Raw genomic sequence first — 21,290 nt, forward strand, 5'->3', positions numbered from 1 at the left:
GCCGGCGCAAGCCGGCGTTTTTCATGCCTGCCGCAAGCGCAATGGCGCTAGAGATTCTTCCGCGCCGGCACCAGCAGATTGCCGAACAGCAGGCCGGCGACCAGCGCCATCACGATATTGGTCACCGCCAGCAACGCCGATTGCCCGCCGGACACGTCGTGCTGCTGCACCATGGTCAGCAGCCCGCGCAGGCTGGCGCTGCCCGGCACCAGCATGATGATGCCGGGCAGGCGGATCAGCGCGCCCGGCCGGTGCACCAGCCGGCCGAATAGATTGCCGGCCGCGGTCAGCGACATCGCCGACAGGAAGATCCCGACCGGGCTGCCCCAGGCCTCGCCGGCGAAGCGCGCGATCGCGTAGCCGGCCACCGAGGCCGCCATCACCCACGGATAATCGCGGCCGTTGGCCTTGAACAGCAGCGCGAACGCATACGCGGCCACCAGCAGCGAGGACCATTCCACCCACACCGCCTGCGGCCGCGATGCGTGCACCAGCGGCTGCAGGCCCAGCAACTGCGCCAAGGTCACCGCGATCACCGCGCCCACGGTGAGCTTGAGGATGGTGGTGACCGCGCCGGCGAAGCGCGCCACGCCGGACACCCAGTGCTGGCTGGTCAGTTCGTTGACTGCATTGGTCAGCGCCATTCCCGGCAGCAGCACTACCAGCGAGGCGATGATCACCGAATTGAGGTTCAGCGGTGCCACGAAGGTGGCCACCAGCGCGGCGACGATGCCGGCCAGCAGCGCCGCCAGCGCCTCGCTAGCCTCCTTGGCCGCCGGGCGCGTGTCGGTCAGCTGGGTCAACGCGCCGATCAGCAGACCGATCGCGGTGGCGGTGGCGATGTCCAGCCACGGCAGCCGCCACAGCCCGGCCACACCCAGCGCCGCCAGGCCGAAGCCGAGCACCTGCATCGCCTTCCAGCGCCGCCCGGGCGGGCGGTCCAGCTGGCGCAGCGCCGTATGGCCCTGGGCCACGCTCATGCGCCCGCTGGCGACGTCGTCGGCGATGCTGTCGGCAACGCTGAGCTTGTGCAGGTCGTTGTCGCCAGGCGCAAGCCGCACCACCCGGGTGATGTCGCTGGAGCCGATCGCCTTGGTCGGATCGCTGAAGCTGAGGATAACGCCGGTCGGGTTGGACCAGGGTTCGCAGTCCAGGTCCAGCTGCTGCGACAGCGCCACCACCGCCGCCTCCAGGCGCTGCGCGGTGGTGCCGTAGGTGTGCAGGCGGCCGGCGATCTCGGAGACGAAGGCGATCCGTTGCGCATAGGTGGCGGTGGAAGCGTGGGCGATGGGTGCGGCTTGCATGTCGGCTAGTATGGCGCCAACCCCGCGCACAGCCACCCTGTGGCGCACGACGACATTGCGCTGCAGGCGAAACAGGTATGCTCGCGCCCCGGACGCCCCATGATCGAACCGCAACCGCCACTACTCAGCCAGGACGACCGAGACCCCACGCGGGTGCGGCTGTCCGGCAGTTGGACGCTGGCCACCGCGCTGGCGTCGTCGGACGTGCTGCGCACGCTGCCGGCCGGCACCACCGGCATCGACGCCAGCGGCATCGCCCAGCTGGATTCGGCCGGCGTGCTGCAGCTGATCCGCTACGCCACCCGCAACGGCATCGCCCAGGAGGCGCTGAACTTCCGCCACGACCACCAGGCGCTGGTCAGCACCATCGAAGACGTCGCCGACGACCGCCCCAAGCGCAAGCGCGACTACGGCTTCGCCGCGGCGCTGGAGCGGCTGGGCTATGCGGTACACCGCAACGGCAAGGAGATCGTCGCGCTGGTCGGCTTCCTCGGCGAGACCCTGGTCAAGATGCTGCGTCTGGTGCACGAACCCCGGCGCTTCCGCACGACCGCCACCGTGCACCAGATGGAACAGGTCGGGCTGGACGCGGTGCCGCTGGTCGCGCTGCTGTCCTACCTGGTCGGCGCGGTGATCGCGTTCCTGGGCTCGACCATCCTGCGCGACTTCGGCGCCGAGATCTACGTGGTGGAACTGGTCAGCGTCGCCTTCCTGCGCGAATTCGCGGTGCTGCTGACCGCGATCGTGCTGGCCGGGCGCACCGCCAGCGCGTTCACCGCGCAGATCGGCGCGATGAAGGCGCGCGAAGAGATCGACGCGATCCAGACCCTGGGCCTGGACCCGATGGACCTGCTGGTGATCCCGCGGCTGGTGGCGCTGCTGGTGATGCTGCCGCTGCTGACGTTCGTGGCGATGATCGCCGGCCTGGCCGGCGGCGTCACCGTCGGCGCCTTCGACCTGGGCATCCCGCCGCAGATGTACCTGGCGCGCATGCACGACACCATCCAGCTGCGGCACATGCTGGTCGGCCTGTCCAAGGCCCCGATCTTCGCGGTCCTGATCGCCCTGATCGGCTGCCTGGAAGGCCTGCGCGTGGAAGGCACCGCGCAGTCGGTCGGCGAGCGCACCACCTCCAGCGTGGTGAAGTCGATCTCGCTGGTGATCATCATCGACGCGATCGCCGCGCTGTGGTTCATGAACGTGGGGTGGTGATGTGAGGCCGGGAATCGCACATCGGGAATTGGGAATGGGCAAAGCCGACTGCATCTATGCATCCGGCCGGGAGTGCATGCGTTGACCAATCCCCCATCCCCCATCCCCAATCCCGAAGAAGAACTGGCGATCTCGGTGCGCGGCCTGCTCAACCGCTTCGGCACCCAGACCGTGCACGAAGACCTGGAGCTGGATGTGCGCCGCGGCGAGATCCTGGGCGTGGTCGGCGGCTCGGGCACCGGCAAGTCGGTGCTGATGCGCAGCATCCTCGGCCTGCGCGAGCCCGATGCCGGCCAGATCCGCGTGCTCGGCGTGGACGCCGACTCGCGGCGCCGCGAAGACCGCCTGCACGTGGAGCGCAATACCGGGGTATTGTTCCAGGACGGCGCACTGTTCTCCTCGCTGAGCGTGGGCGAGAACGTGCAGGTGCCGCTGAAGGAGCACTTCGGCGAACTGCCGGACAGTTGGCATTACGAACTGGCGCTACTGAAGGTGAAGCTGGCCGGGCTGCCGGCCGATGCGCTCAACAAGCTGCCGTCGCAGCTGTCCGGCGGCATGCGCAAGCGCGCCGGGCTGGCGCGCGCGCTGGCGCTGGACCCGCCGCTGCTGTTCCTGGACGAACCCACCGCCGGGCTGGACCCGATCGGCGCGGCCGCCTTCGACCACCTGATCCGCACCCTGCAGGAAGCGCTGGGGCTGACCGTGTTCCTCATCACCCACGACCTGGACACCTTGTACGCTATTTGCGACCGCGTGGCGGTGCTGGCCGACCGCAAGGTCATCGCCACCGCGCCGCTGGCCGAGATCGAGCAGGTCGACCACCCGTGGATCCAGGACTATTTCCACGGCCCGCGCGCGCGCGCGGCGCGCGACGCCAAAACCGCCTGGAGCGAGACTCACTAAGCCATGGAAACCAAAGCCAACTACGTCCTGATCGGCGCCTTCACCATCGTCGCCGGGCTGGCACTGCTGCTGTTCGGGCTGTGGGCCGCCAAGTATTCCTCCGACCGCACCTGGCAGGAATACCGGGTAGTGTTCCGCGAGGCGGTCACAGGCCTGTCGGTGGGCAGCCCGGTGCAGTACAACGGCATCGCGGTCGGCTCGATCACCGAGCTGACCCTGGCGCCGAACGATCCGCGCCAGGTGGTGGCGCGGGTGCGGGTGAACTCGACCACGCCGATCAAGAGCGACACCCGTGCCAAGCTGGGCATCACCAGCCTGACCGGGCCGTCGATCATCCAGCTCTCCGGCGGCACCCCGGAGGCGCCGGCGCTGACCACGATCGACACCAGCGACGCGCCGATCATCCAGACCACGCCGTCGGCGCTGCAGAACATCACCGACACCGCCAACCGCATCGTCGAGCGCCTGGACGAAGTGCTCAGCGACCGCAACGTCGCCAGCATCACCGCCACCCTGCACAACCTGGAAACCATCAGCGGCGCGCTGGCCGACCGCGACCAGGGCATGCAGTCGCTGATCCTCAGCGCGCGCGATGCCTCGCGCAATCTCGACGTGACCCTGAAGACCACCAACGGCACCATCCAGCGCCTGGACACCAACCTGGTGCAGCAGCTGCCGCCGATCCTGGACAAACTGGAAAGCACGCTGAGCAAGCTCGATTCGGCGTCCGGCAACGCCGACAAGATCCTGGGCGAGAACCGCGCGGCGATCAACAGCTTCGCCAACGACGGCCTGGGCCAGCTCGGCCCGACCCTGACCGAACTGCGCGGGCTGATCCGCGACCTGCGCCGGGTCAGCGACCGCCTGGACAACAACCCCGCGCGCTACCTGCTCGGCCGCGACGCCCCGAAGGAGTTCAAACCCAAATGAAGCCGACGCGCTCCCTCCTGCTGCTCGCCGTCCCGGCCCTGCTGCTTGCCGCCGGCTGCTCCGCGCTGACCGGCGGCAGCAAGGAGCCGGTGACGATCTACGCGCCCGACGTCCACGTCGCGCCGAACCCGGCCTGGCCGCAGGTGACCTGGCAACTGGCGATCGCCAAGCCCAGCGCATCGCGCGTGGTCGACAGCCCGCGCATCGCGGTACGCGCAACCCCGGACGAACTGCAGGTGTACAGCGGCGTCAGCTGGGCGCAGCCGGCCACCGACATGCTCGAGGACACCGTGGTGCGCGCATTCGAGGATTCCGGGCGCATACCGGGTGTGGCCCGGCTCGGCACCGGCATCCGCGCCGACTACAAACTGATCCTGGACCTGCGCCGCTTCGAATCCGACTACGCCGGCCGCGCTGTGCCCTCGGCCACGATCGAGCTCAACGCCAAGTTGCTGTACACGCCCGACCAGCGCGTGGTCGCCTCGCGCACCTTCCTCGCTGCGCAACCGGCGGCCAGCACCGCGCAGGCGCAGGTCGCCGACGCCTTCAGCCAGGCGCTGTCGCAGGTGGCCGGCGACGTGGTCGGCTGGACCCTGCAGCAGGGCCAGGCCGATGCGGCTTCGGCCCTGGCCCCAGTGCCGAAGCTCGCCCCGGCACCACACCGCTGACGGTAAAGCCCCCCTCCCCCGGGAGAGGGGTTGGGGTGAGGGTCCGGCGCGCAGCGACCCGCGGAGTTTGGATGCACGAGGCTGCGCCCGTACCCTCATCCGGCCCTACGGGCCACCTTCTCCCGCGGAGATAGGGAACAGCAGTACTCCCGACGGGAGAAGGAAATTCTTGGCCGCTAACGCACGGCGACTTTCCGAAACGTCAGATTGATCCGCTCGCCGACCGGCTTCGCGGTCCGCGGCAAGGCGTGCCGGTACAGGCGCTGGGTCTCCCCGCCCATCAACAGCAGGCCACCGGCGCTCAGTTCCAGCGCCTGGCGCAGCGCCGGCTGCTGGCGGTGGCGCAGCACGAAGCGGCGCGTGGCGCCCAGGCTCAGCGAGGCGATCAGCGGACGCGGCCCCAGTTCCGTCTCGTCGTCGCTGTGCCAGCCCATCGCGTCGCGGCCGTCGCGGTAGCGGTTGGCCAGCACGCTGTTGAACGCCACTCCGGTTTCCGCCGCCAGCCGTTCGCGCAACGGCTGCAACGCCGGCGGCCACGGATGCGGCGCGAAGCGGGTGCCGGAATAGCGGTAGCTCGCCTGCGCATCGCCGATCCAGCAACTCAGCCGCGGCGAATCGACCAGCTTTCCGAACAGACGGATGCGGTGCACTTCCCAATTCACCGCGGCCAGCAAGTGCGCGAACAGCGCCGCCGCCTCGACCGGGGCGAGCCAGCCGGGCAGCCAGCGGAGGTCGGCGCCGGGCAGATCGAGTCGCATCGCGCCACGCTAGCATGCGCGCAGGCACCATACGCCAGGGTTCGGAATTTGCCCGATCACGCACAAAGCCTGAAAATGCAGCCAGCCAGAACGAGCCAACCGGAGCGGAGCAGATGACGGGATCGGAGGGCGGCGCCAACGCGCCGCAGCCAGTGGAGCGCGACGTCATGGAATACGACGTGGTCACCGTCGGCGCAGGCCCGGCCGGGCTGGCGTTCGCGATCCGGCTCAAGCAGCTCAACCCGGACATTTCGGTCTGCGTGATCGAGAAGGCCAGCGCGGTCGGCGCGCAGATCCTGTCCGGCGCGGTGATCGAACCGGCGCCGCTCGACGCGCTGCTGCCCGGCTGGCGCGACGCCCCGCCGCCGATCTGCGTCCCCGCCGGCGAAGACGAGTTCTGGCACCTGAGCAAGGACGGCGGGCGCAAGTTCCCGATCGTGCCGCCGGGCATGCGCAACCACGGCAACTTCATCGTCAGCCTCGGCGCGCTGTGCGCGTGGCTGGCGCAGCAGGCCGAAGCGCTGGGCGTGGAGATCTATCCCGGCTTCGCCGCCGCCGAAACCCTGCATGCCGACGACGGCAGCGTGCTCGGCGTGCGCATCGGCGACATGGGCGTGGCCAAGGACGGCTCGCACAAGCCCGGCTACACCCCCGGCATCGATATCCGCGCCAAGGTCACGGTGCTGGCCGAAGGCGCGCGCGGTCATCTGACCAAGCGCCTGGTCAAGCGCTTCGCGCTGGACGCCGACAGCGACCCGCAGGCCTATTCGATCGGCATCAAGGAACTGTGGCAGCTGCCGGAAGGGCGCGTGGTACCCGGCAAGATCGTGCACACCCTGGGCTGGCCGGCCGACAACGCCACCTACGCCGGCAGCTTCCTGTACCACCTGGAGCACAACCAGGTGGCGCTGGGCTACGTCAGCGGCCTGGACTACCACGACCCAGAGTACCGGCCGTGGGAGGCGTTCCAGCAGTGGAAGAACCACCCGCTGCTGAAGCCGCTGCTGGAAGGCGGCACCATCCTGTCGGCCGGCGCCCGCGCCATCGCCAGCGGCGGCTGGCAGTCGTTGCCGAAAATGGAGATGCCCGGTGCCCTGCTGATCGGCGACAGCGCGGGCCTGCTCAACGTGCCGAAGATCAAGGGCACCCACCAGGCGATCCGCAGCGGCATGCTCGCCGCCGAACACCTGGCCGCCGGCGCCGCGCTGGACCCGGCCGGCTTCGACGCCAGACTGCGCGGTTCGGCGGTCATGGCCGAACTGCGCCAGGTGCGCAACATCAAGCCCGGCTTCAAGAAAGGGCTGTGGTTCGGCATGCTCAACGCCGCCTGGGAAACCCTGGTCAAGGGCGCCTCGCCGTGGACGCTGAAGGTGACCGCCGACTGGTCGTCGCTGGACCGGCTGGGCGAACACGAACAGCCCAGACGCGACTACGTGCAGCGCGAGCTGGCGCCGCGCGACCGCCTGCAGGGCGTGTACTTCGCCGCCACCGAACACGACGAGGACCAGCCCGTGCACCTGCAGGTGCTGGACCCGCAGATCTGCGTGACCCGCTGCACCGAGGAATACGGCAACCCCTGCACCCGCTTCTGCCCGGCCGCGGTCTACGAGATCGTCGACGACGCAGCCGGCAAGCGCCTGCAGATCAACGCCGCCAACTGCGTGCACTGCAAGACCTGCGACATCAAGGACCCCTACGAAATCATCAACTGGGTCACCCCGGAAGGCGGCTCCGGGCCGAACTACCAGAACCTGTGAGCCGCTTGCGCGCTTCCGGGACGATATGCCGGCTGCGCCGTAACAGGGTGCGGCGCAGCATGACCTTGCGATGAGCACCGCCTGGCGTAAGGCCACCCTGGCCGCGCGCGCGGCGGTCGAGCGCCATGGCGGCGGCTGGCGCGGCCTGCGCGCAGTCGCCGAACGCGGCTGGAAAGTGCTGCGCGCGCTGGGCCTGTCCGGTTTTCTGCAGCGCCTGCGCCATGCCGGACAGGCGCAGGTGTCGGCAGCGCCGCCATCGGATGCGGTGTTCCCGGCGCCGACGCCGATCGAACGCGTGCAACTGCGCGTGGGGGTGATGGCGCACGTGTTCTATCCAGACCTGCTGGATGAATTGGCGCAAGCGCTGGCGGCCATGGCGGTGCCTTACGTGCTGATGGTGTCGGTGATCGACGACGACGCGCAGCGCATGGTCCGACAGCAATTGTCGGCGCTGCCTAACCTGCAGACGCTGCATGTGCGCCAGGTCGCCAACCGCGGCCGCGACCTGGCGCCGTTGATCGTGACGTTCCGCGAGGAAGTCCTGGCGCTCGATGTCGTGGCGCACTGGCACACCAAGAAATCGCTGTATACCGGTAGCGAACGCCGCGACTGGCGCAGCTACCTGACCGGCTCCCTATTCGGTTCGACGCAACGCGTTGCCTGGATCCTGGGCATGTTCGCCGCCGAACCGAAGCTGGGCATCGTTTACCCGGAGAGCTTCGGCAGCGTGCCGCTGTGGGCGCACACCTGGCTGAGCAACCTGCATGTGTGTCGCGAACTCGGCCAGCGCCTCGGCATCGGCATCGATGCGACGGCCTACATCGATTTCCCGGCCGGCTCGATGTTCTGGGCGCGCGTGGAAGCATTGCGGCCGATCTACGCACTGGGATTGAACCTGCACGACTTCCCGGAAGAGCGCGGCCAGATCGACGGCACCCTGCAGCATGGCCTGGAACGGATGTTCGTCGCGGTTGTCCGCCAGCAAGGCCTGTTGGCGGGCATCCTGCCAGCGGATGGAACGCTCGCGCTGAGCACGGAAGGAAGCCGCAACTGGATGCAGGCCTTCCAGATGCCCCTGGCCACACGCCTGGCGCTGTCGGCGATCGATGCACACGTGGTGTCGCTGGATGTGTTCGACACCCTGGTGACACGCCCCTTCCTGACCCCTGCCGGCGCACGCGCCTATCTCGCACATCTGGCCGCCGAAACGCTGGGCGTCGCCGAATTCGCCATGTTGCGCGAGCGTGCCGAAGCGCGCGCGCGCGCAGCGGCCGGGCGCGATGTCGACCTGGACGCCATCTATGCGGCGATGGCGCACCTGGCGGAGGCGAAAGACCTGCCCCTGCACGCCCTGCAGAAACTCGAACTGGAAACCGAAGCACGCCTGTTGCAGCCGCGTCAGGCGCTGGTCGCCGCTGCCGCCGCGCTCACCGCCAACGGCCGGCGCCTGGTCGCCGTGTCGGACATGTACCTGGACAGCGCCGACCTGCAAAGGGTGTTGCCATCGGCCGTGCGCGAACTGCCGCACGCCTGGTATGTGTCTTGCGAAACCGGCTGGCGCAAGGACGACGGCCAGGCCTGGGAACAGTTGCCGGCGCGCGAAGGCGTGGCCGCGCGGCACTGGCTGCACGTCGGCGACAACGAACAGGCGGATATCCAGCGTCCGCAGATGCACGGCTATCTCCCCCCCGTGCATGTGCTGCGGCCATCGGCCCTGCTCGACGTGGTCCCGGCGTTGCGCCCGTTGCGGCCTGCCGCGGGCGCCGCCAGCCCCTGGCAGGATCAATTGTGGCTGGGCCTGCTCAGTCGCCACCTGGCGGATCTGGCCGATGCGCGGCCGCAGCAGTTCGGCGACCGGCTGCGCCTGGAGTCGCCGGCATCGCTCGGCTACCTGGTGCTCGGCCCGCTGATCGCCGATTACCTGCTGTGGCTGGCGCGGCTGGCGCTGTCGCGCGGCATTGGCCAGATCCTGTTCCTGAGCCGCGAAGGCGATCTGTTGCAAAAGGCGTTCGCGCAGCTCCAGGCCGCGTGCCCATCCTTGGCCGCGCTACGCGGCCGCTATCTGCTGGCCTCGCGCCGCGGCACCGGGGTGCCGACGCTGCGCGCGGCAAAGGACCTGGAAGCCTTGCTTGGCAATACCTACACCGGCAGCCTGCAGGAGCTGTTGCAAGCGCGGCTTGGCGCACCGGCGACCACCGCGATCGCAGCGCAGCTCGGCGCGGCAGCCATGCGCAGCACCGTGCTATTGCCGGAGATGCGTGCCGCACTGCTGCAGAAGCTGGCGCCCGCGATGCCGGCGCTGCTGGCCGTGGCCGAAGCAGAACGCGAAGGCTATTTGCGTTACTGGCGCGATACCGTCGGCGAGGCGCCGGCCATGGTCGCGGACCTGGGCTACGCGGGCACGATCCAGGCGCAGTTGGCCCGGTTGAGCGGAACCGCGCTGGGTGGCGGCTATTTCGCGGTGAACCGTGGCATCGCCCAGGTCGAGGCCAGTGGCTGGGCCGAAGCCTGCTATTTCGATGGCCGCAGCACGCAGACGCACCCCTCGCCGATCCTGCAACACGACTTGCTGCTGGAAACCTTTCTGACCGCAGCGCACGGCCAGTTCTCGCACTTCGCCGTGCGCGACGACGGCAGCACCGAAGCGGTCTTCGCCGACAGTGAATTGGACGCCACGCAGTTCGCCACGGTGGCGGCGGTCCAACAAGGCGCGCTCGACTTCGTCGCCGACCTGTGCGCGGTCGGCGGCAGCGAAACCTGGCAGTTCAGTTTCGACCATACGCTGATCCAGGCGCCATTGCGTTGCCTGGGCGAGGGCCGCTGGCAGGCCGGCGACTGGGCGCGCGGCCTGGCGGTCAGCGACGCGTTCACTGGCCGCGGCCGGGTCGCCGTGACCATCTGAGCGGCGCCTGCGCGGTAGCGTCAGGCGCTGCGGAACGCGACCCCGGTGTTGGCAACCAATTCCGCCACCTCGACGCCATCGGCTGCCTCGACCAGCACCAGGCCGTCGGCGCTCACATCGAACACCGCCAGGTCGGTAATGATCCGGTCGACCACCCCCACCCCGGTCAGCGGCAGATCGCAGGCGGGCAGCAACTTGTGGCTGCCGTCCTTGGCCACGTGCTCCATCAGCACCACCACGCGCTTGACCCCGGCGACCAGGTCCATCGCCCCGCCCATGCCCTTGACCATCTTGCCGGGCACCATCCAGTTGGCCAGGTCGCCGCGCGCGCTGACCTGCATCGCGCCCAGGATCGCCAGGTCGATATGCCCGCCGCGGATCATCGCGAAGGAATCGTGGCTGCCGAAATAGCTGGCGCCGGCGCGCGCGGTGACGGTCTGCTTGCCAGCGTTGATCAGGTCGGCATCGACCTCGTCCTCGCTCGGGAACGGGCCGATGCCGAGCAGGCCGTTCTCCGACTGCAGCCACACGTCCACGCCCTCGGGGATGTGGTTGGCGACCAGGGTCGGCAAGCCGATGCCCAGGTTCACGTAGGCGCCGTCGGTGAGTTCGCGGGCGGCGCGCTGCGCCATTTCGTCGCGGGTCCAGGCCATGTCAGGCGTCCTTCTGGCGCAGCGTGCGCTGTTCGATGCGTTTTTCCGGATGCGGGTTGTGCACGATGCGGTCCACGTAGATGCCAGGCAGGTGCACCTGGTCCGGGTCGATGCTGCCGGTGTCGACCAGTTGCTCGACCTCGGCGATGCAGACCTTGCCGGCCATCGCGCAGGCCGGGTTGAAGTTGCGTGCGGTCTTGCGGAACACCAGGTTGCCGGCCGCGTCGGCCTTCCACGCCTTGACCAGGGCCACGTCGGCCTGCAGCGCGGTTTCCAGCACGTAGTGCTTGCCGTCGAATTCGCGCGTCTCCTTGCCCTGCGCGACGACCGTGCCGTAGCCGGTGGCGGTGAAGAACGCGGGAATGCCGGCGCCACCGGCGCGCAGGCGTTCGGCCAGGGTACCCTGCGGATTGAATTCCAGCTCCAGCTCGCCGGCCAGGTACTGGCGCTCGAATTCCTTGTTCTCGCCGACATAGGACGAGATCATCTTGCGGATCTGCCGGGTCGCCAGCAGCTGGCCCAGGCCGAAGCCATCGACACCGGCGTTGTTGGAGATCACGGTCAGGCCGGTCACCGCACTGTCGCGCAGCGCGGCGATCAATGCCTCGGGGATGCCGCACAGGCCGAAGCCGCCGACCGCCAGGGTCTGGCCGTCGCCGACCACGTCGGCCAGTGCCGTGGCCGCGTCGGGGAACAGCTTGCCGCGCCGTCCGGTCGCCCGGGTAGAGGTGTCGCCCATTCGCCAGCTCCGCATCGGAAGTAGACAAGTAGTCTAGCCGCTCGCCGCGCGCGGCTACTGCGCACTGCCGCAATGACCGATTAAGGGCCGGGCCGTTACACTCCAGGTTCCCCCATGCAAGGTTTCTGCCCTATGTCGCTTCCCGCATTCAAGGCCTACGACATCCGCGGTCGCGTTCCCGACGAACTGAACGAGGACCTGGCGCGCCGCATCGGCGTGGCATTGGCGGGGCAATTGGAGAGCGGGCCGGTAGTGGTGGGCCACGATGTGCGCCTGGCCAGCCAGGGACTGCAGGACGCGCTGTCGGCCGGCCTGCGCGCCAGCGGCCGCGAGGTTATCGACATCGGCCTGTGCGGCACCGAGGAAGTGTATTTCCAGACCGATCACCTGCAGGCCGCCGGCGGGGTGATGGTCACCGCCAGCCACAACCCGATGGACTACAACGGCATGAAGCTGGTGCGCGAGAACGCGCGCCCGATCAGCTCCGATACCGGCCTGTTCGCGATCCGCGACACCGTGGCCGCCGACACCGCGCCGGCCGGCACGCCGACCGCGGCGCAGCACAGCCGCCCGGACAAGTCCGCCTATATCGCGCACCTGCTGAGCTACATCGACATCGGCTCGCTCAAGCCGCTGAAGCTGGTGGTCAACGCCGGCAACGGCGGCGCCGGCGCCATCGTCGATCTGCTGGCGCCGCATCTGCCGTTCGAGTTCGTGCGCGTGTTCCACGAGCCGGACGGCCACTTCCCCAACGGGATTCCGAACCCGCTGCTGCCGGAAAATCGCGAAGCCACCGCCAAGGCGGTCAAGCAACACGGCGCCGACTTCGGTATCGCCTGGGACGGCGATTTCGACCGCTGCTTCTTCTTCGACGAGAACGGCCGCTTCATCGAGGGCTATTACCTGGTCGGCCTGCTGGCGCAGGCGATCCTGGCCAAGCAGCCGGGCGGCAAGGTGGTGCACGATCCGCGCCTGACCTGGAACACGATCGAGATGGTCGAGGACGCCGGCGGCGTGCCGGTGCTGTGCAAGAGCGGGCATGCCTTCATCAAGGAGAAGATGCGCAGCGAGAACGCCGTGTACGGCGGCGAGATGAGCGCGCACCATTATTTCCGCGAGTTCGCCTACGCCGACTCGGGCATGATCCCGTGGCTGCTGATCGCCGAGCTGGTGTCGCAGTCGGGCCGTTCGCTGGCCGATCTGGTCGAGGCGCGCATGCAGAAATTCCCGTGCAGCGGCGAGATCAACTTCAAGGTCGCCGATGCCAAGGCTGCGGTGGCGCGGGTGATGCAGCACTACGCCGCGCAGTCGCCGGCGCTGGACGACACCGACGGCGTCAGCGCCGAGTTCGCGCAGTGGCGCTTCAACCTGCGCAGCTCCAATACCGAACCGCTGTTGCGCCTGAACGTGGAAACGCGTGGCGATGCGGCATTGCTGGAACAGCGCACCCAGGAAATTTCCGACCTGTTGCGCGGTTGATCACCCCTCTCCCCTCCCCCCCCTAGACGCACGATGGAGTTCCCCCGCCCATGAGCGACGTCCTACCCATCATCCTGTCCGGCGGCTCCGGTACGCGGCTCTGGCCGCTGTCGCGCGAGTCCTATCCGAAACAGTTCCTGCCGCTGGTCGGCGAGCACAGCATGCTGCAGGCCACCTGGCTGCGTGCGGCGCCGGTCGCCGGGCATGCGCCGATCGTGGTCGCCAACGAAGAGCACCGCTTCGTCGCCGCCGAGCAATTGCAGCAGATCGGCGTCAAGCCACAGTCGATCCTGCTCGAGCCCAAGGGCCGCAATACCGCTCCGGCCATCGCCGTGGCGGCGCTGGAGGCCACCCGCAACGGCGCCGATCCGCTGTTGCTGGTCCTGCCCTCCGATCACGTGATCGGCGACGAAGCGGCATTCCAGGCCGCCGTGCGCGCGGCCGCGGCGGCCGCCGAGCAAGGCAAGCTGGTCACCTTCGGGATCCGGCCGACTGCGCCGGAAACCGGCTACGGCTACATCAAGGCCGGCGCCGGCAGCGGCGTCAGTGCGGTCGAGCGCTTCGTCGAGAAGCCGGACCTGGCCACCGCGCAGGGCTATCTTGCTTCGGGCGAGTACTACTGGAACAGCGGCATGTTCCTGTTCCGCGCCTCGCGCTACCTGGAAGAACTGCGCCGCTTCCAGCCGGCGATCGCCGACGCCTGCAGCAAGGCCTGGGAAGCGTCCAAGCGCGACGCCGACTTCACCCGGCTGGACAAGGACGCCTTCGCTGCCAGCCCGTCGGATTCGATCGACTACGCGGTGATGGAGAAAACCGCCGATGCGGTGGTGGTGCCGCTCGACGCCGGCTGGAACGACGTCGGTTCCTGGTCGGCCTTGCTCGAAGTCTCGCCGCAGGACGCGCAGGGCAATGCGCACCATGGCGACGTGATAGAGATCGATTGCCGCAACACCTACGCCTACGGTTCGCGGCTGATCGCGATGGTCGGGCTGCAGGACGTGGTGGTGGTGGAGACCGACGACGCGGTGCTGGTCGGTCACCGCGAGCGCATCCAGGAGGTCAAGGAGATCGTGGCCAGGATCAAGGCCAGCGGCCGCTCCGAGGCCACCTGGCACCGCAAGGTGTACCGCCCGTGGGGTGCCTACGATTCGATCGACAACGGCCAGCGTTTCCAGGTCAAGCGCATCACGGTCAAGCCCGGCGCCACGCTGAGCCTGCAGATGCATCATCACCGCGCCGAGCACTGGATCGTGGTCAGCGGTACCGCCGAGGTCACCCGTGGCGAGGAAGTGCTGCTGCTCACCGAGAACCAGAGCACCTACATCCCGCTGGGCGTGACCCATCGCCTGAAGAACCCGGGCAAGTTGCCGCTGGAACTGATCGAGGTGCAGTCCGGCAGCTATCTGGGCGAGGACGACATCGTGCGCTTCGAGGACACCTACGGACGCACTTGAGTCCTGCTGCAGCGAAAAAGAAAAAAGCCGGGCGATGCCCGGCTTTTTTTGTTTCTGCTTCAACCCGCGCGCGGTGCCTTACACAAGCTTCGCTTGCGCAGCCAGTTCGCCGATCACCCGGCGCAGGCCATCGCGCCATTCCGGCAGCACCAGCGAAAAATCGCGTTGCAGCCTGGACACGTCCAGCCGCGAATACGCCGGGCGCTTGGCCGGGGTCGGATATTCGGCCGTGGCGATCGGCAGCACGCGCGGCGCGCGCGCCAGCAGGCCCGCAGCGAGCGCTTCTTCGAAGATCGCCTCGGCGAAGCCGTGCCAGGTGGTCTCGCCGGCGGCGGTCAGGTGCCAGGTCCCCGATTGCGCGGCAGTGCGCTGCGCGAGGACTTGCGCGGTGACATCGGCGATCAACCCTGCCGGCGTCGGCGTGCCCAGCTGATCGGCGACTACGCGCAGTTCGTCGCGCTCGGCGCCGACGCGCAGCATGGTGCGCAGGAAGTTGCTGCCATGCGCGGCGTAGACCCAGGCGGTACGCAAGATCAGGTGCTGCGCGCCGGAAGCGCGGATCGCGGCTTCGCCGGCGAGCTTGGTCGCGCCATATGCGCCGAGCGGCGCGGTCCGCGCGTCCTCCGGATATGGGCGGCTGCCCTGGCCATCGAACACGTAGTCAGTGGAGTAATGCACCATCGGCACGCCATGCGCCGCACACCAGCCGGCGATCGCCGCGGGCGCCTCGGCGTTGGCGCGCAAGGCCGCGTCGCGCTCCTGTTCGGCGCGATCCACCGCGGTATAGGCCGCCGCATTGACCACGGCGCTCGGCTGCAGCCGATCCAGCAAGGCGCCCAGCGTGTGCGGCTGGTCGAAGTCGGCGGTCTCGCAGGCGCTGCCGTCGGGCAGGCGTCCACTGCGCGTGGTCGCCAGCAACGGCCCGCATGCGCCCAGCGCGCGCAGCAGCTCCTGGCCGACCTGGCCGTTGGCACCAAACACCAGTGTGGTCACGGCGCGTACACCGGCAAACGCTCGGCCGCGATGTCGGCCAGGAACGGGGCCACCGCATCCTTGGCCGACAGCAGCGGCTGGCTGATCGGCCAGTCCACGCCGATCGCCGCGTCGTCCCAGCGCACGCCGGCGTCGGCTTCCTTCACGTATACGTCGGTGCATAGATAGCTGAACACCGCACGCTCGGACAGCACCGCGAAGCCATGGGCGAAACCTTCCGGGATCCAGAACTGTTTCTTGTTCTCCGCGCTGAGCACCACCGCCGCCCATCGGCCGAACTGCGGCGAGCCGAGGCGGATGTCCACGGCGACGTCGTAGACCTCGCCTTCCAGCACGCTGACCAGCTTGCCCTGCGGGCGCGGCCATTGGTAATGCAGCCCGCGCAGCACGCCCTTGGCCGAGGTCGAGACGTTGCTCTGCACGAAGTTGGTCGGCAGCCCGTGCTGGCCGAAACGCTCGGCGTTCCAGGTCTCGAAGAAATAGCCGCGTTCGTCGCCGAACACCGCCGGCTCGATCACCACGCAGCCAGGCAGATTGGTTTCAATCACTTTCACGGAACGGTTCCTCGGACAGCCAGTTCATGCAGATATTTGCCGTAGTCGTTCTTCAACAGCGGCGCGGCGAGTTTCTCCAGCTGCGCGGCATCGATCCAGCCCTGGCCGAATGCGATCTCCTCGGGGCAGCACACCTGCAGCCCCTGTCGCGACTGGATGGTCTCGATGAAGTTGGAAGCCTCGTGCAGCGACTGGTGGGTGCCGGTATCCAGCCAGGCGTAGCCGCGGCCCAGCGGTTCCAGGTGCAGTTCGCCCGCGTCCAGGTAACGGCGGTTGAGATCGGTGATTTCCAGCTCCCCGCGTGGCGAGGGGGTCAACGCAGCCGCGTGCTCGCTGGCCTGGCCGTCGTAGAAGTACAGGCCGGTGACCGCGTAGTTGGAGCGCGGCTGCGCCGGCTTTTCGGCGATGTCGATGACCTTGCCGGCCTGGTCGAACTCGGCCACGCCATAGCGCTCCGGGTCGTTGACCCAGTAGCCGAACACGGTGGCGCCGTGCTGCCGCGCGTCGGCGCGGCGCAGGGTCTCGGTCAGGCCGTGACCGTGGAAGATGTTGTCGCCGAGCACCAGACAGCTCGGCTTGCCGTCGATGAAATCGCGGCCGATCAGGTAGGCCTGCGCCAGTCCGTCCGGGCTCGGCTGCACCGCGTATTCGAGCTGCATGCCCCACTGCGAGCCGTCGCCCAGCAGCGCGCGGAACAAGGCCTGCTCGTGCGGGGTGTTGATGATCAGCACCTCGCGGATGCCGGCCAGCATCAGCACGCTGAGCGGGTAATAGATCATCGGCTTGTCGTACACCGGCAGCAACTGCTTGCTGACGCCCTTGGTGATCGGATACAGCCGGGTGCCGGAGCCGCCGGCCAGGATGATGCCTTTGCGTTGCGTCATGAAGTGCTTCCTAGGAAGTCCGCACATCGATGTGCGGGCTCTTGCGAGGGACTCGCGTTATGCCGCCGTGCCGATGCGTTCCAGCCGGTAGCTGCCGTCGAGCACGCCCTGCACCCAGGCCTGGTTGGCCAGGTACCAGTCCACGGTGATGGCAATGCCCTGCTCGAAGCTGTATTTCGGCTCCCAGCCCAGTTCGTGCTTCAGCTTGGATGCATCGATCGCATAGCGCCGGTCGTGGCCGGGGCGGTCGGCGACATGGGTGATCTGGCTGGCGCGGGGCTGGCCGTCGGCGCGCGGGCGGCGCGCATCGAGCAGCGCGCAGATCGCCTGCACTACCTCGATGTTCTGCTTTTCGGAATTGCCGCCGACGTTGTAGGTTTCGCCGACCCGGCCCTTGGCCAGCACAGCACGGATCGCCTCGCAATGGTCGCCGACGAACAGCCAGTCGCGCACCTGCTTGCCGTCGCCGTAGACCGGCAGCGGTTCGCCGGCCAGCGCCTTGGCGATCACCAGCGGCACCAGCTTTTCGGGGAAGTGGTACGGGCCGTAGTTGTTGGAGCAATTGGTGGTCAGCACCGGCAGGCCGTAGGTGTGGTGGAACGCGCGCACCAGGTGGTCGGAGGCGGCCTTGGAGGCCGAGTACGGTGAATTGGGCGCGTACGGCGTGGTTTCGGAGAACTTGCCGGTCTCGCCGAGCGTGCCGTAGACCTCGTCGGTGGAAACGTGCAGGAACCGGAACGCGGCGCGCGGCCCTTCCGGCAGCGCCTTCCAATGGTCGCGCACCGCTTCCAGCAGGCCCAGGGTGCCAACCACGTTGGTCTGGATGAAGGCGCCGGGGCCGTCGATCGAGCGGTCCACATGGCTCTCGGCGGCGAAGTTCAGCACGGCGTCGGGCTGGTGCTCGCGCAGCAGCTGCGCGACCAGCGCGCGGTCGCCGATATCGCCCTGCACGAAGACGTGATCGGGATTGCCCTCCAGCGACGCCAACGTGTTCAGATTGCCGGCATAGGTCAAGGCGTCCAGATTGATCACGCGCACGCCGCGCGACACCGCCTCCAGCACGAAATTGCCGCCGATGAACCCGGCGCCGCCGGTTACAAGCCAAGTAGCCACTATGACGTCTCCTGATCGGGCGCTGCGACGCGCTCCGCTGTCCAAACCGAAAAGCATATACGCTTTGCCCGGGATGGTCGCCTGCGCCTGCTGTGCCGGGTTCAGACTGAGGCAACCACCGCCGACGATCACCATACGCCATCGCATGGCCAGCCGCCGCCGGTTAGAATCCACCGACTGCCCCGTGCCAGCCGCCGCGCCGGGCTTCCCCCCGCACTGCTCAAGGATCTCGTACAAGATGAAAATCCTCGTCGCCTACAAGCGCGTGGTGGACTACAACGTCCGCATCCAGGTCAAGCCGGACGGCTCCGGCGTCGTGACCGAGGGCGTCAAGCTTTCCCCCAACCCGTTCGACGAAATCGCCCTGGAAGAGGCGCTGCGCCTGCGCGATGCCGGCATCGCCAGCGAGGTGGTGGTGGTCACCCTGGCCCCGGCCGATGCCGCCGCGCACCTGCGCAACGGCCTGGCGATGGGCGCCAACCGCGCCATCCACGTCGTCACCGATGCCGCGATCCAGCCGCTGACCGCGGCCCGCGCGCTGCTCAAGCTGGTCGAGCAGGAGCAGCCGGACCTGGTACTCCTGGGCAAGCAGGCGATCGACGACGACGCCAACCAGACCGGGCAGATGCTGGCCACGCTGTGGGGCCGCCCGCAGGCGACCTTCGCCGGCAAGCTGGTGGTCGCCGACGGCAAGGCCACGGTGACCCGCGAGGTCGACGCCGGCCTGGAAACGCTGGAAGTGGACCTGCCGGCGGTGGTCACCACCGACCTGCGCCTGAACGAGCCGCGCTTCATCAAGCTGCCGGACATCATGAAAGCCAAGAGCAAGCCGCTGCAGACCCTGGCCTTCGCCGACCTGGGTGTGGAGTCCAACGACAGCCTCATCACCACCCACTACGCCCCGCCGCCCAAGCGCAGCCGCGGCGTGATGGTCAAGGACGCCGCCGAACTGGTGGCCGCACTCAAGCAGAAGGGGTTGTTGTAATGGCCAAGATCCTCGTCGTCGCCGAACACCTGAACAGCCAGCTCAACGCGGCCACCGCCAAGACCGTCAGCGCCGCGCAGGCGCTGTCGCCGGAAGCCATCGACATCGTGGTGCTGGCCGCCGACCCGGCCGCGGTCGCCGCGCAGGCCGCGCAGATCGCCGGCGTGCGCCGCGTGCTCACCGTGGCCGACACGGCCAACGCATACGCCATCGCGCAGGTGCTGGGGCCGCAGATCGCGCAGCTGGCGCAGGGCTACAGCCACGTGTTCGGCCCCTCCACCACCTTCGGCAAGGACCTGATGCCGGTGGTCGCCGCGCTGCTCGGGGTCAACCAGATCTCCGACCTGATGGCGGTCGATGGCGACTACGCATTCAAGCGACCGATCTACGCCGGCAACGCGATCATCAGCGTGCAGGCGCCCGCCGACCAGACCGTGGTCGCCACCGTGCGCAGCGCCTCGTGGCCGGAAGCGGCGCAAGGCGGCAGCGCGGCGATCGAAGCGGCCAGCGTGAGCGCCACGCTGCCCACTCACACCCGCTTCGTCGGCCTGGCCGCCGGCAGCTCCGACCGCCCCGACCTGCAGAGCGCCAAGCGTGTGGTCTCCGGCGGCCGCGGCGTGGGTTCGGCGGAGAATTTCCAGATCATCTACGCGCTGGCCGACAAGCTCGGCGCCGCGGTCGGCGCCTCGCGCGCGGCAGTGGATGCCGGCTACGTGCCCAACGAACTGCAGGTCGGCCAGACCGGCAAGATCATCGCCCCGGACCTGTACGTGGCGGTCGGCATCTCCGGCGCGATCCAGCACCTGACCGGGATCAAGGACGCCGGCACCATCGTGGCGATCAACAAGGACCCGGAATCGCCGATCTTCGAGATCGCCGACATCGGGCTGGTGGGTGACTTGTTCACCTTGCTCCCGGAACTGGAAACGGCACTGGGTTGACGCCGATGCGGCTCCAATGACCTCGCTGCCGCCCTCCGGCGCCGACGGCATGCCGATGCCGCGGCGGCGGCGCATGGACCATCTGGCCAGGTTCGTGCTGCTGTTGTGCGCGGGCTATGTGGCCACGCTGTTCTGGGTGGACCGCGGCAACGGGACGTTCTCGCGCTTGAGCGAGGTCGGCCAGCTGATGGCGCTGGCCACGCTGCCGGTCAGCGCCAGCTACCTGTTCCGCTACTGGCGCTGGCGCTGGCTGCTGCAGCGCTACGGCCATCCAGTCCCGTTCGGCACCGGACTGGCCGGCTACCTGGCCGGCTTCGCGTTGACCGCAACGCCGGGCAAAGCCGGCGAATTGCTGCGTATCCGCTATTTCGTCCGCATGGGCGTACCGGCGCGGCGCACCATCGCCGTGTTCGTGTTCGAGCGCGCCTCCGACCTGCTGGTGATCCTGGCGCTGTCGCTGCTGGCCGCTCCGGTCTTTCCCACGCTGGGCGTGCTTGCGGCAGTGGTCCTGGCCTTCGTTGGCCTGTTGTTCGGCGCGGCCGCCTGGCCGCCGTTGCTGGATCGGCTGACCGCGCTGGCGCGGTGGATTCCCGGCCGCTGGCTGCAGCGCCCGGCGCAGTTCGCGCTGGCCGCGGCGCTGGAACTGCGCGGCTGCCTCGGTGTGCGCCAGTTCGGACAAAGTATGTTCGCCGGGGTGCTGGCCTGGGGCCTGACCTCCCTGGTGTTCGTGGTTCTGTGCCTGGGGATGGGCCTGCAGCTGGATCCCATCGTGGCGTTCGGCATCTACCCGCTGGCGATGCTGGTCGGCGCGCTGTCCTTCGTGCCCGGCGGCGTCGGCACCACCGAACTGGCGATCGTGATGATGCTCGACCGCCTCGGCGTCGCCACCGCCGACGCGATCGCCGTGGCGGTGGCGGCGCGCTTGGTCACGCTGTGGTACGCCATTGTGGTCGGCGCGCTGGCGATGATCCGGGCCGAGTTGCTGCCTCACGACAAGGCCGTCTGATTCATATAGGTATAATCGCGGCCCCGCAATGGACCGCCAGGCCAGAGAATGCCCG

Annotated in this window: 19 protein-coding genes; 11 read left to right on the forward strand and 8 right to left on the reverse strand. The window is 68.6% G+C overall.

Annotated features, from left to right (window positions below; genetic code table 11):
- Window positions 1-47: 47 nt before the first annotated feature.
- On the reverse strand, window positions 48-1,304 hold the full coding sequence (locus tag E4A48_RS14060) for a threonine/serine exporter family protein (protein WP_039007810.1): 1,257 nt from the start codon (window positions 1,302-1,304) through the stop codon (window positions 48-50).
- A 99-nt stretch (window positions 1,305-1,403) separates the two neighbouring features.
- Between E4A48_RS14060 and E4A48_RS14065 the strand changes: the two genes are divergently transcribed.
- The 4 genes from E4A48_RS14065 to E4A48_RS14080 all read left to right on the forward strand — a co-directional run bounded on the left by E4A48_RS14065 (window position 1,404) and on the right by E4A48_RS14080 (window position 5,017).
- Window positions 1,404-2,516 carry an ABC transporter permease gene (locus tag E4A48_RS14065; protein WP_039007811.1) on the forward strand — a complete coding sequence of 371 codons (1,113 nt, stop codon included), beginning with the start codon at window positions 1,404-1,406 and terminating at the stop codon, window positions 2,514-2,516.
- 81 nt (window positions 2,517-2,597) lie between these two features.
- Complete coding sequence (locus E4A48_RS14070) at window positions 2,598-3,419, forward strand: ABC transporter ATP-binding protein (RefSeq protein ID WP_039007813.1); 822 nt, start codon at window positions 2,598-2,600, stop codon at window positions 3,417-3,419.
- 3 nt (window positions 3,420-3,422) lie between these two features.
- On the forward strand, window positions 3,423-4,349 hold the full coding sequence (locus E4A48_RS14075; protein WP_039007814.1) for an MlaD family protein: 927 nt from the start codon (window positions 3,423-3,425) through the stop codon (window positions 4,347-4,349).
- On the forward strand, window positions 4,346-5,017 hold the full coding sequence (locus E4A48_RS14080; protein WP_039007816.1) for an ABC-type transport auxiliary lipoprotein family protein: 672 nt from the start codon (window positions 4,346-4,348) through the stop codon (window positions 5,015-5,017). The genes E4A48_RS14075 and E4A48_RS14080 overlap by 4 nt, the downstream gene beginning before the upstream one ends.
- 176 nt (window positions 5,018-5,193) lie before the next feature.
- Here E4A48_RS14080 and E4A48_RS14085 read toward each other — a convergent pair whose 3' ends face one another.
- Window positions 5,194-5,775, reverse strand: a complete 582-nt coding sequence (locus E4A48_RS14085; RefSeq protein ID WP_142742635.1) for an alpha-ketoglutarate-dependent dioxygenase AlkB family protein — start codon at window positions 5,773-5,775, stop codon at window positions 5,194-5,196.
- A gap of 113 nt (window positions 5,776-5,888) precedes the next feature.
- On the opposite strand from E4A48_RS14085, the gene E4A48_RS14090 reads away from it, so the two are divergent.
- Together E4A48_RS14090 and E4A48_RS14095 are read left to right on the forward strand one after the other, a co-directional pair.
- Entirely contained in the window at window positions 5,889-7,532 is a 1,644-nt protein-coding gene (locus E4A48_RS14090; RefSeq protein WP_142742636.1) for an electron transfer flavoprotein-ubiquinone oxidoreductase, read from the forward strand.
- Window positions 7,533-7,602: 70 nt separating this feature from the next.
- Window positions 7,603-10,434 carry a rhamnan synthesis F family protein gene (locus tag E4A48_RS14095; protein WP_039007821.1) on the forward strand — a complete coding sequence of 944 codons (2,832 nt, stop codon included), beginning with the start codon at window positions 7,603-7,605 and terminating at the stop codon, window positions 10,432-10,434.
- Window positions 10,435-10,454: 20 nt separating this feature from the next.
- Here the strand turns inward: E4A48_RS14095 and E4A48_RS14100 are convergent, their stop codons facing one another.
- The gene (locus tag E4A48_RS14100; protein WP_039007823.1) at window positions 10,455-11,087 is read right to left on the reverse strand and encodes a CoA transferase subunit B; all 633 of its coding nucleotides are present in this window, start codon (window positions 11,085-11,087) and stop codon (window positions 10,455-10,457) included.
- Between the two features lies 1 nt (window position 11,088).
- Window positions 11,089-11,826: a CoA transferase subunit A gene (locus tag E4A48_RS14105; protein WP_003466795.1), complete on the reverse strand. Its 738-nt coding sequence runs from the start codon at window positions 11,824-11,826 to the stop codon at window positions 11,089-11,091.
- 132 nt (window positions 11,827-11,958) lie between these two features.
- Here E4A48_RS14105 and E4A48_RS14110 point away from each other — a divergent pair, with 132 nt between their 5' ends.
- Window positions 11,959-13,305 carry a phosphohexomutase domain-containing protein gene (locus tag E4A48_RS14110; protein ID WP_009575620.1) on the forward strand — a complete coding sequence of 449 codons (1,347 nt, stop codon included), beginning with the start codon at window positions 11,959-11,961 and terminating at the stop codon, window positions 13,303-13,305.
- 50 nt (window positions 13,306-13,355) lie between these two features.
- On the forward strand, window positions 13,356-14,759 hold the full coding sequence (locus E4A48_RS14115) for a mannose-1-phosphate guanylyltransferase/mannose-6-phosphate isomerase (RefSeq protein WP_039007826.1): 1,404 nt from the start codon (window positions 13,356-13,358) through the stop codon (window positions 14,757-14,759).
- Between the two features lie 78 nt (window positions 14,760-14,837).
- Here E4A48_RS14115 and rfbD read toward each other — a convergent pair whose 3' ends face one another.
- Genes rfbD through rfbB form a run of 4 tightly spaced genes read right to left on the reverse strand, consistent with a single transcriptional unit; the run spans window position 14,838 to window position 18,303 of the window.
- Complete coding sequence (gene rfbD / locus E4A48_RS14120) at window positions 14,838-15,752, reverse strand: dTDP-4-dehydrorhamnose reductase (RefSeq protein ID WP_039007828.1); 915 nt, start codon at window positions 15,750-15,752, stop codon at window positions 14,838-14,840.
- Complete coding sequence (gene rfbC, locus E4A48_RS14125) at window positions 15,749-16,306, reverse strand: dTDP-4-dehydrorhamnose 3,5-epimerase (protein ID WP_142742637.1); 558 nt, start codon at window positions 16,304-16,306, stop codon at window positions 15,749-15,751. Before rfbC ends, rfbD begins: the two co-directional genes overlap by 4 nt.
- Window positions 16,303-17,190, reverse strand: a complete 888-nt coding sequence (gene rfbA / locus E4A48_RS14130) for a glucose-1-phosphate thymidylyltransferase RfbA (protein WP_009575611.1) — start codon at window positions 17,188-17,190, stop codon at window positions 16,303-16,305. Before rfbA ends, rfbC begins: the two co-directional genes overlap by 4 nt.
- Before the next feature lie 57 nt (window positions 17,191-17,247).
- Window positions 17,248-18,303: a dTDP-glucose 4,6-dehydratase gene (gene rfbB / locus E4A48_RS14135; RefSeq protein ID WP_039007832.1), complete on the reverse strand. Its 1,056-nt coding sequence runs from the start codon at window positions 18,301-18,303 to the stop codon at window positions 17,248-17,250.
- A 238-nt stretch (window positions 18,304-18,541) separates the two neighbouring features.
- Between rfbB and E4A48_RS14140 the strand changes: the two genes are divergently transcribed.
- The 3 genes from E4A48_RS14140 to E4A48_RS14150 are packed head-to-tail and all read left to right on the forward strand — an operon-like array spanning window position 18,542 to window position 21,235.
- Window positions 18,542-19,288, forward strand: a complete 747-nt coding sequence (locus E4A48_RS14140) for an electron transfer flavoprotein subunit beta/FixA family protein (RefSeq protein ID WP_039007834.1) — start codon at window positions 18,542-18,544, stop codon at window positions 19,286-19,288.
- A complete protein-coding gene (locus E4A48_RS14145; RefSeq protein ID WP_142742638.1) occupies window positions 19,288-20,229 on the forward strand; it encodes an electron transfer flavoprotein subunit alpha/FixB family protein in 942 nt (313 codons plus the stop codon). The genes E4A48_RS14140 and E4A48_RS14145 overlap by 1 nt, the downstream gene beginning before the upstream one ends.
- A gap of 16 nt (window positions 20,230-20,245) precedes the next feature.
- Window positions 20,246-21,235, forward strand: a complete 990-nt coding sequence (locus tag E4A48_RS14150) for a lysylphosphatidylglycerol synthase transmembrane domain-containing protein (RefSeq protein ID WP_142742639.1) — start codon at window positions 20,246-20,248, stop codon at window positions 21,233-21,235.
- Window positions 21,236-21,290 lie beyond the last annotated feature (55 nt).

Source organism: Xanthomonas translucens pv. cerealis (genome assembly GCF_006838285.1).
Taxonomy (GTDB): Bacteria; Pseudomonadota; Gammaproteobacteria; order Xanthomonadales; family Xanthomonadaceae; genus Xanthomonas_A; species Xanthomonas_A cerealis.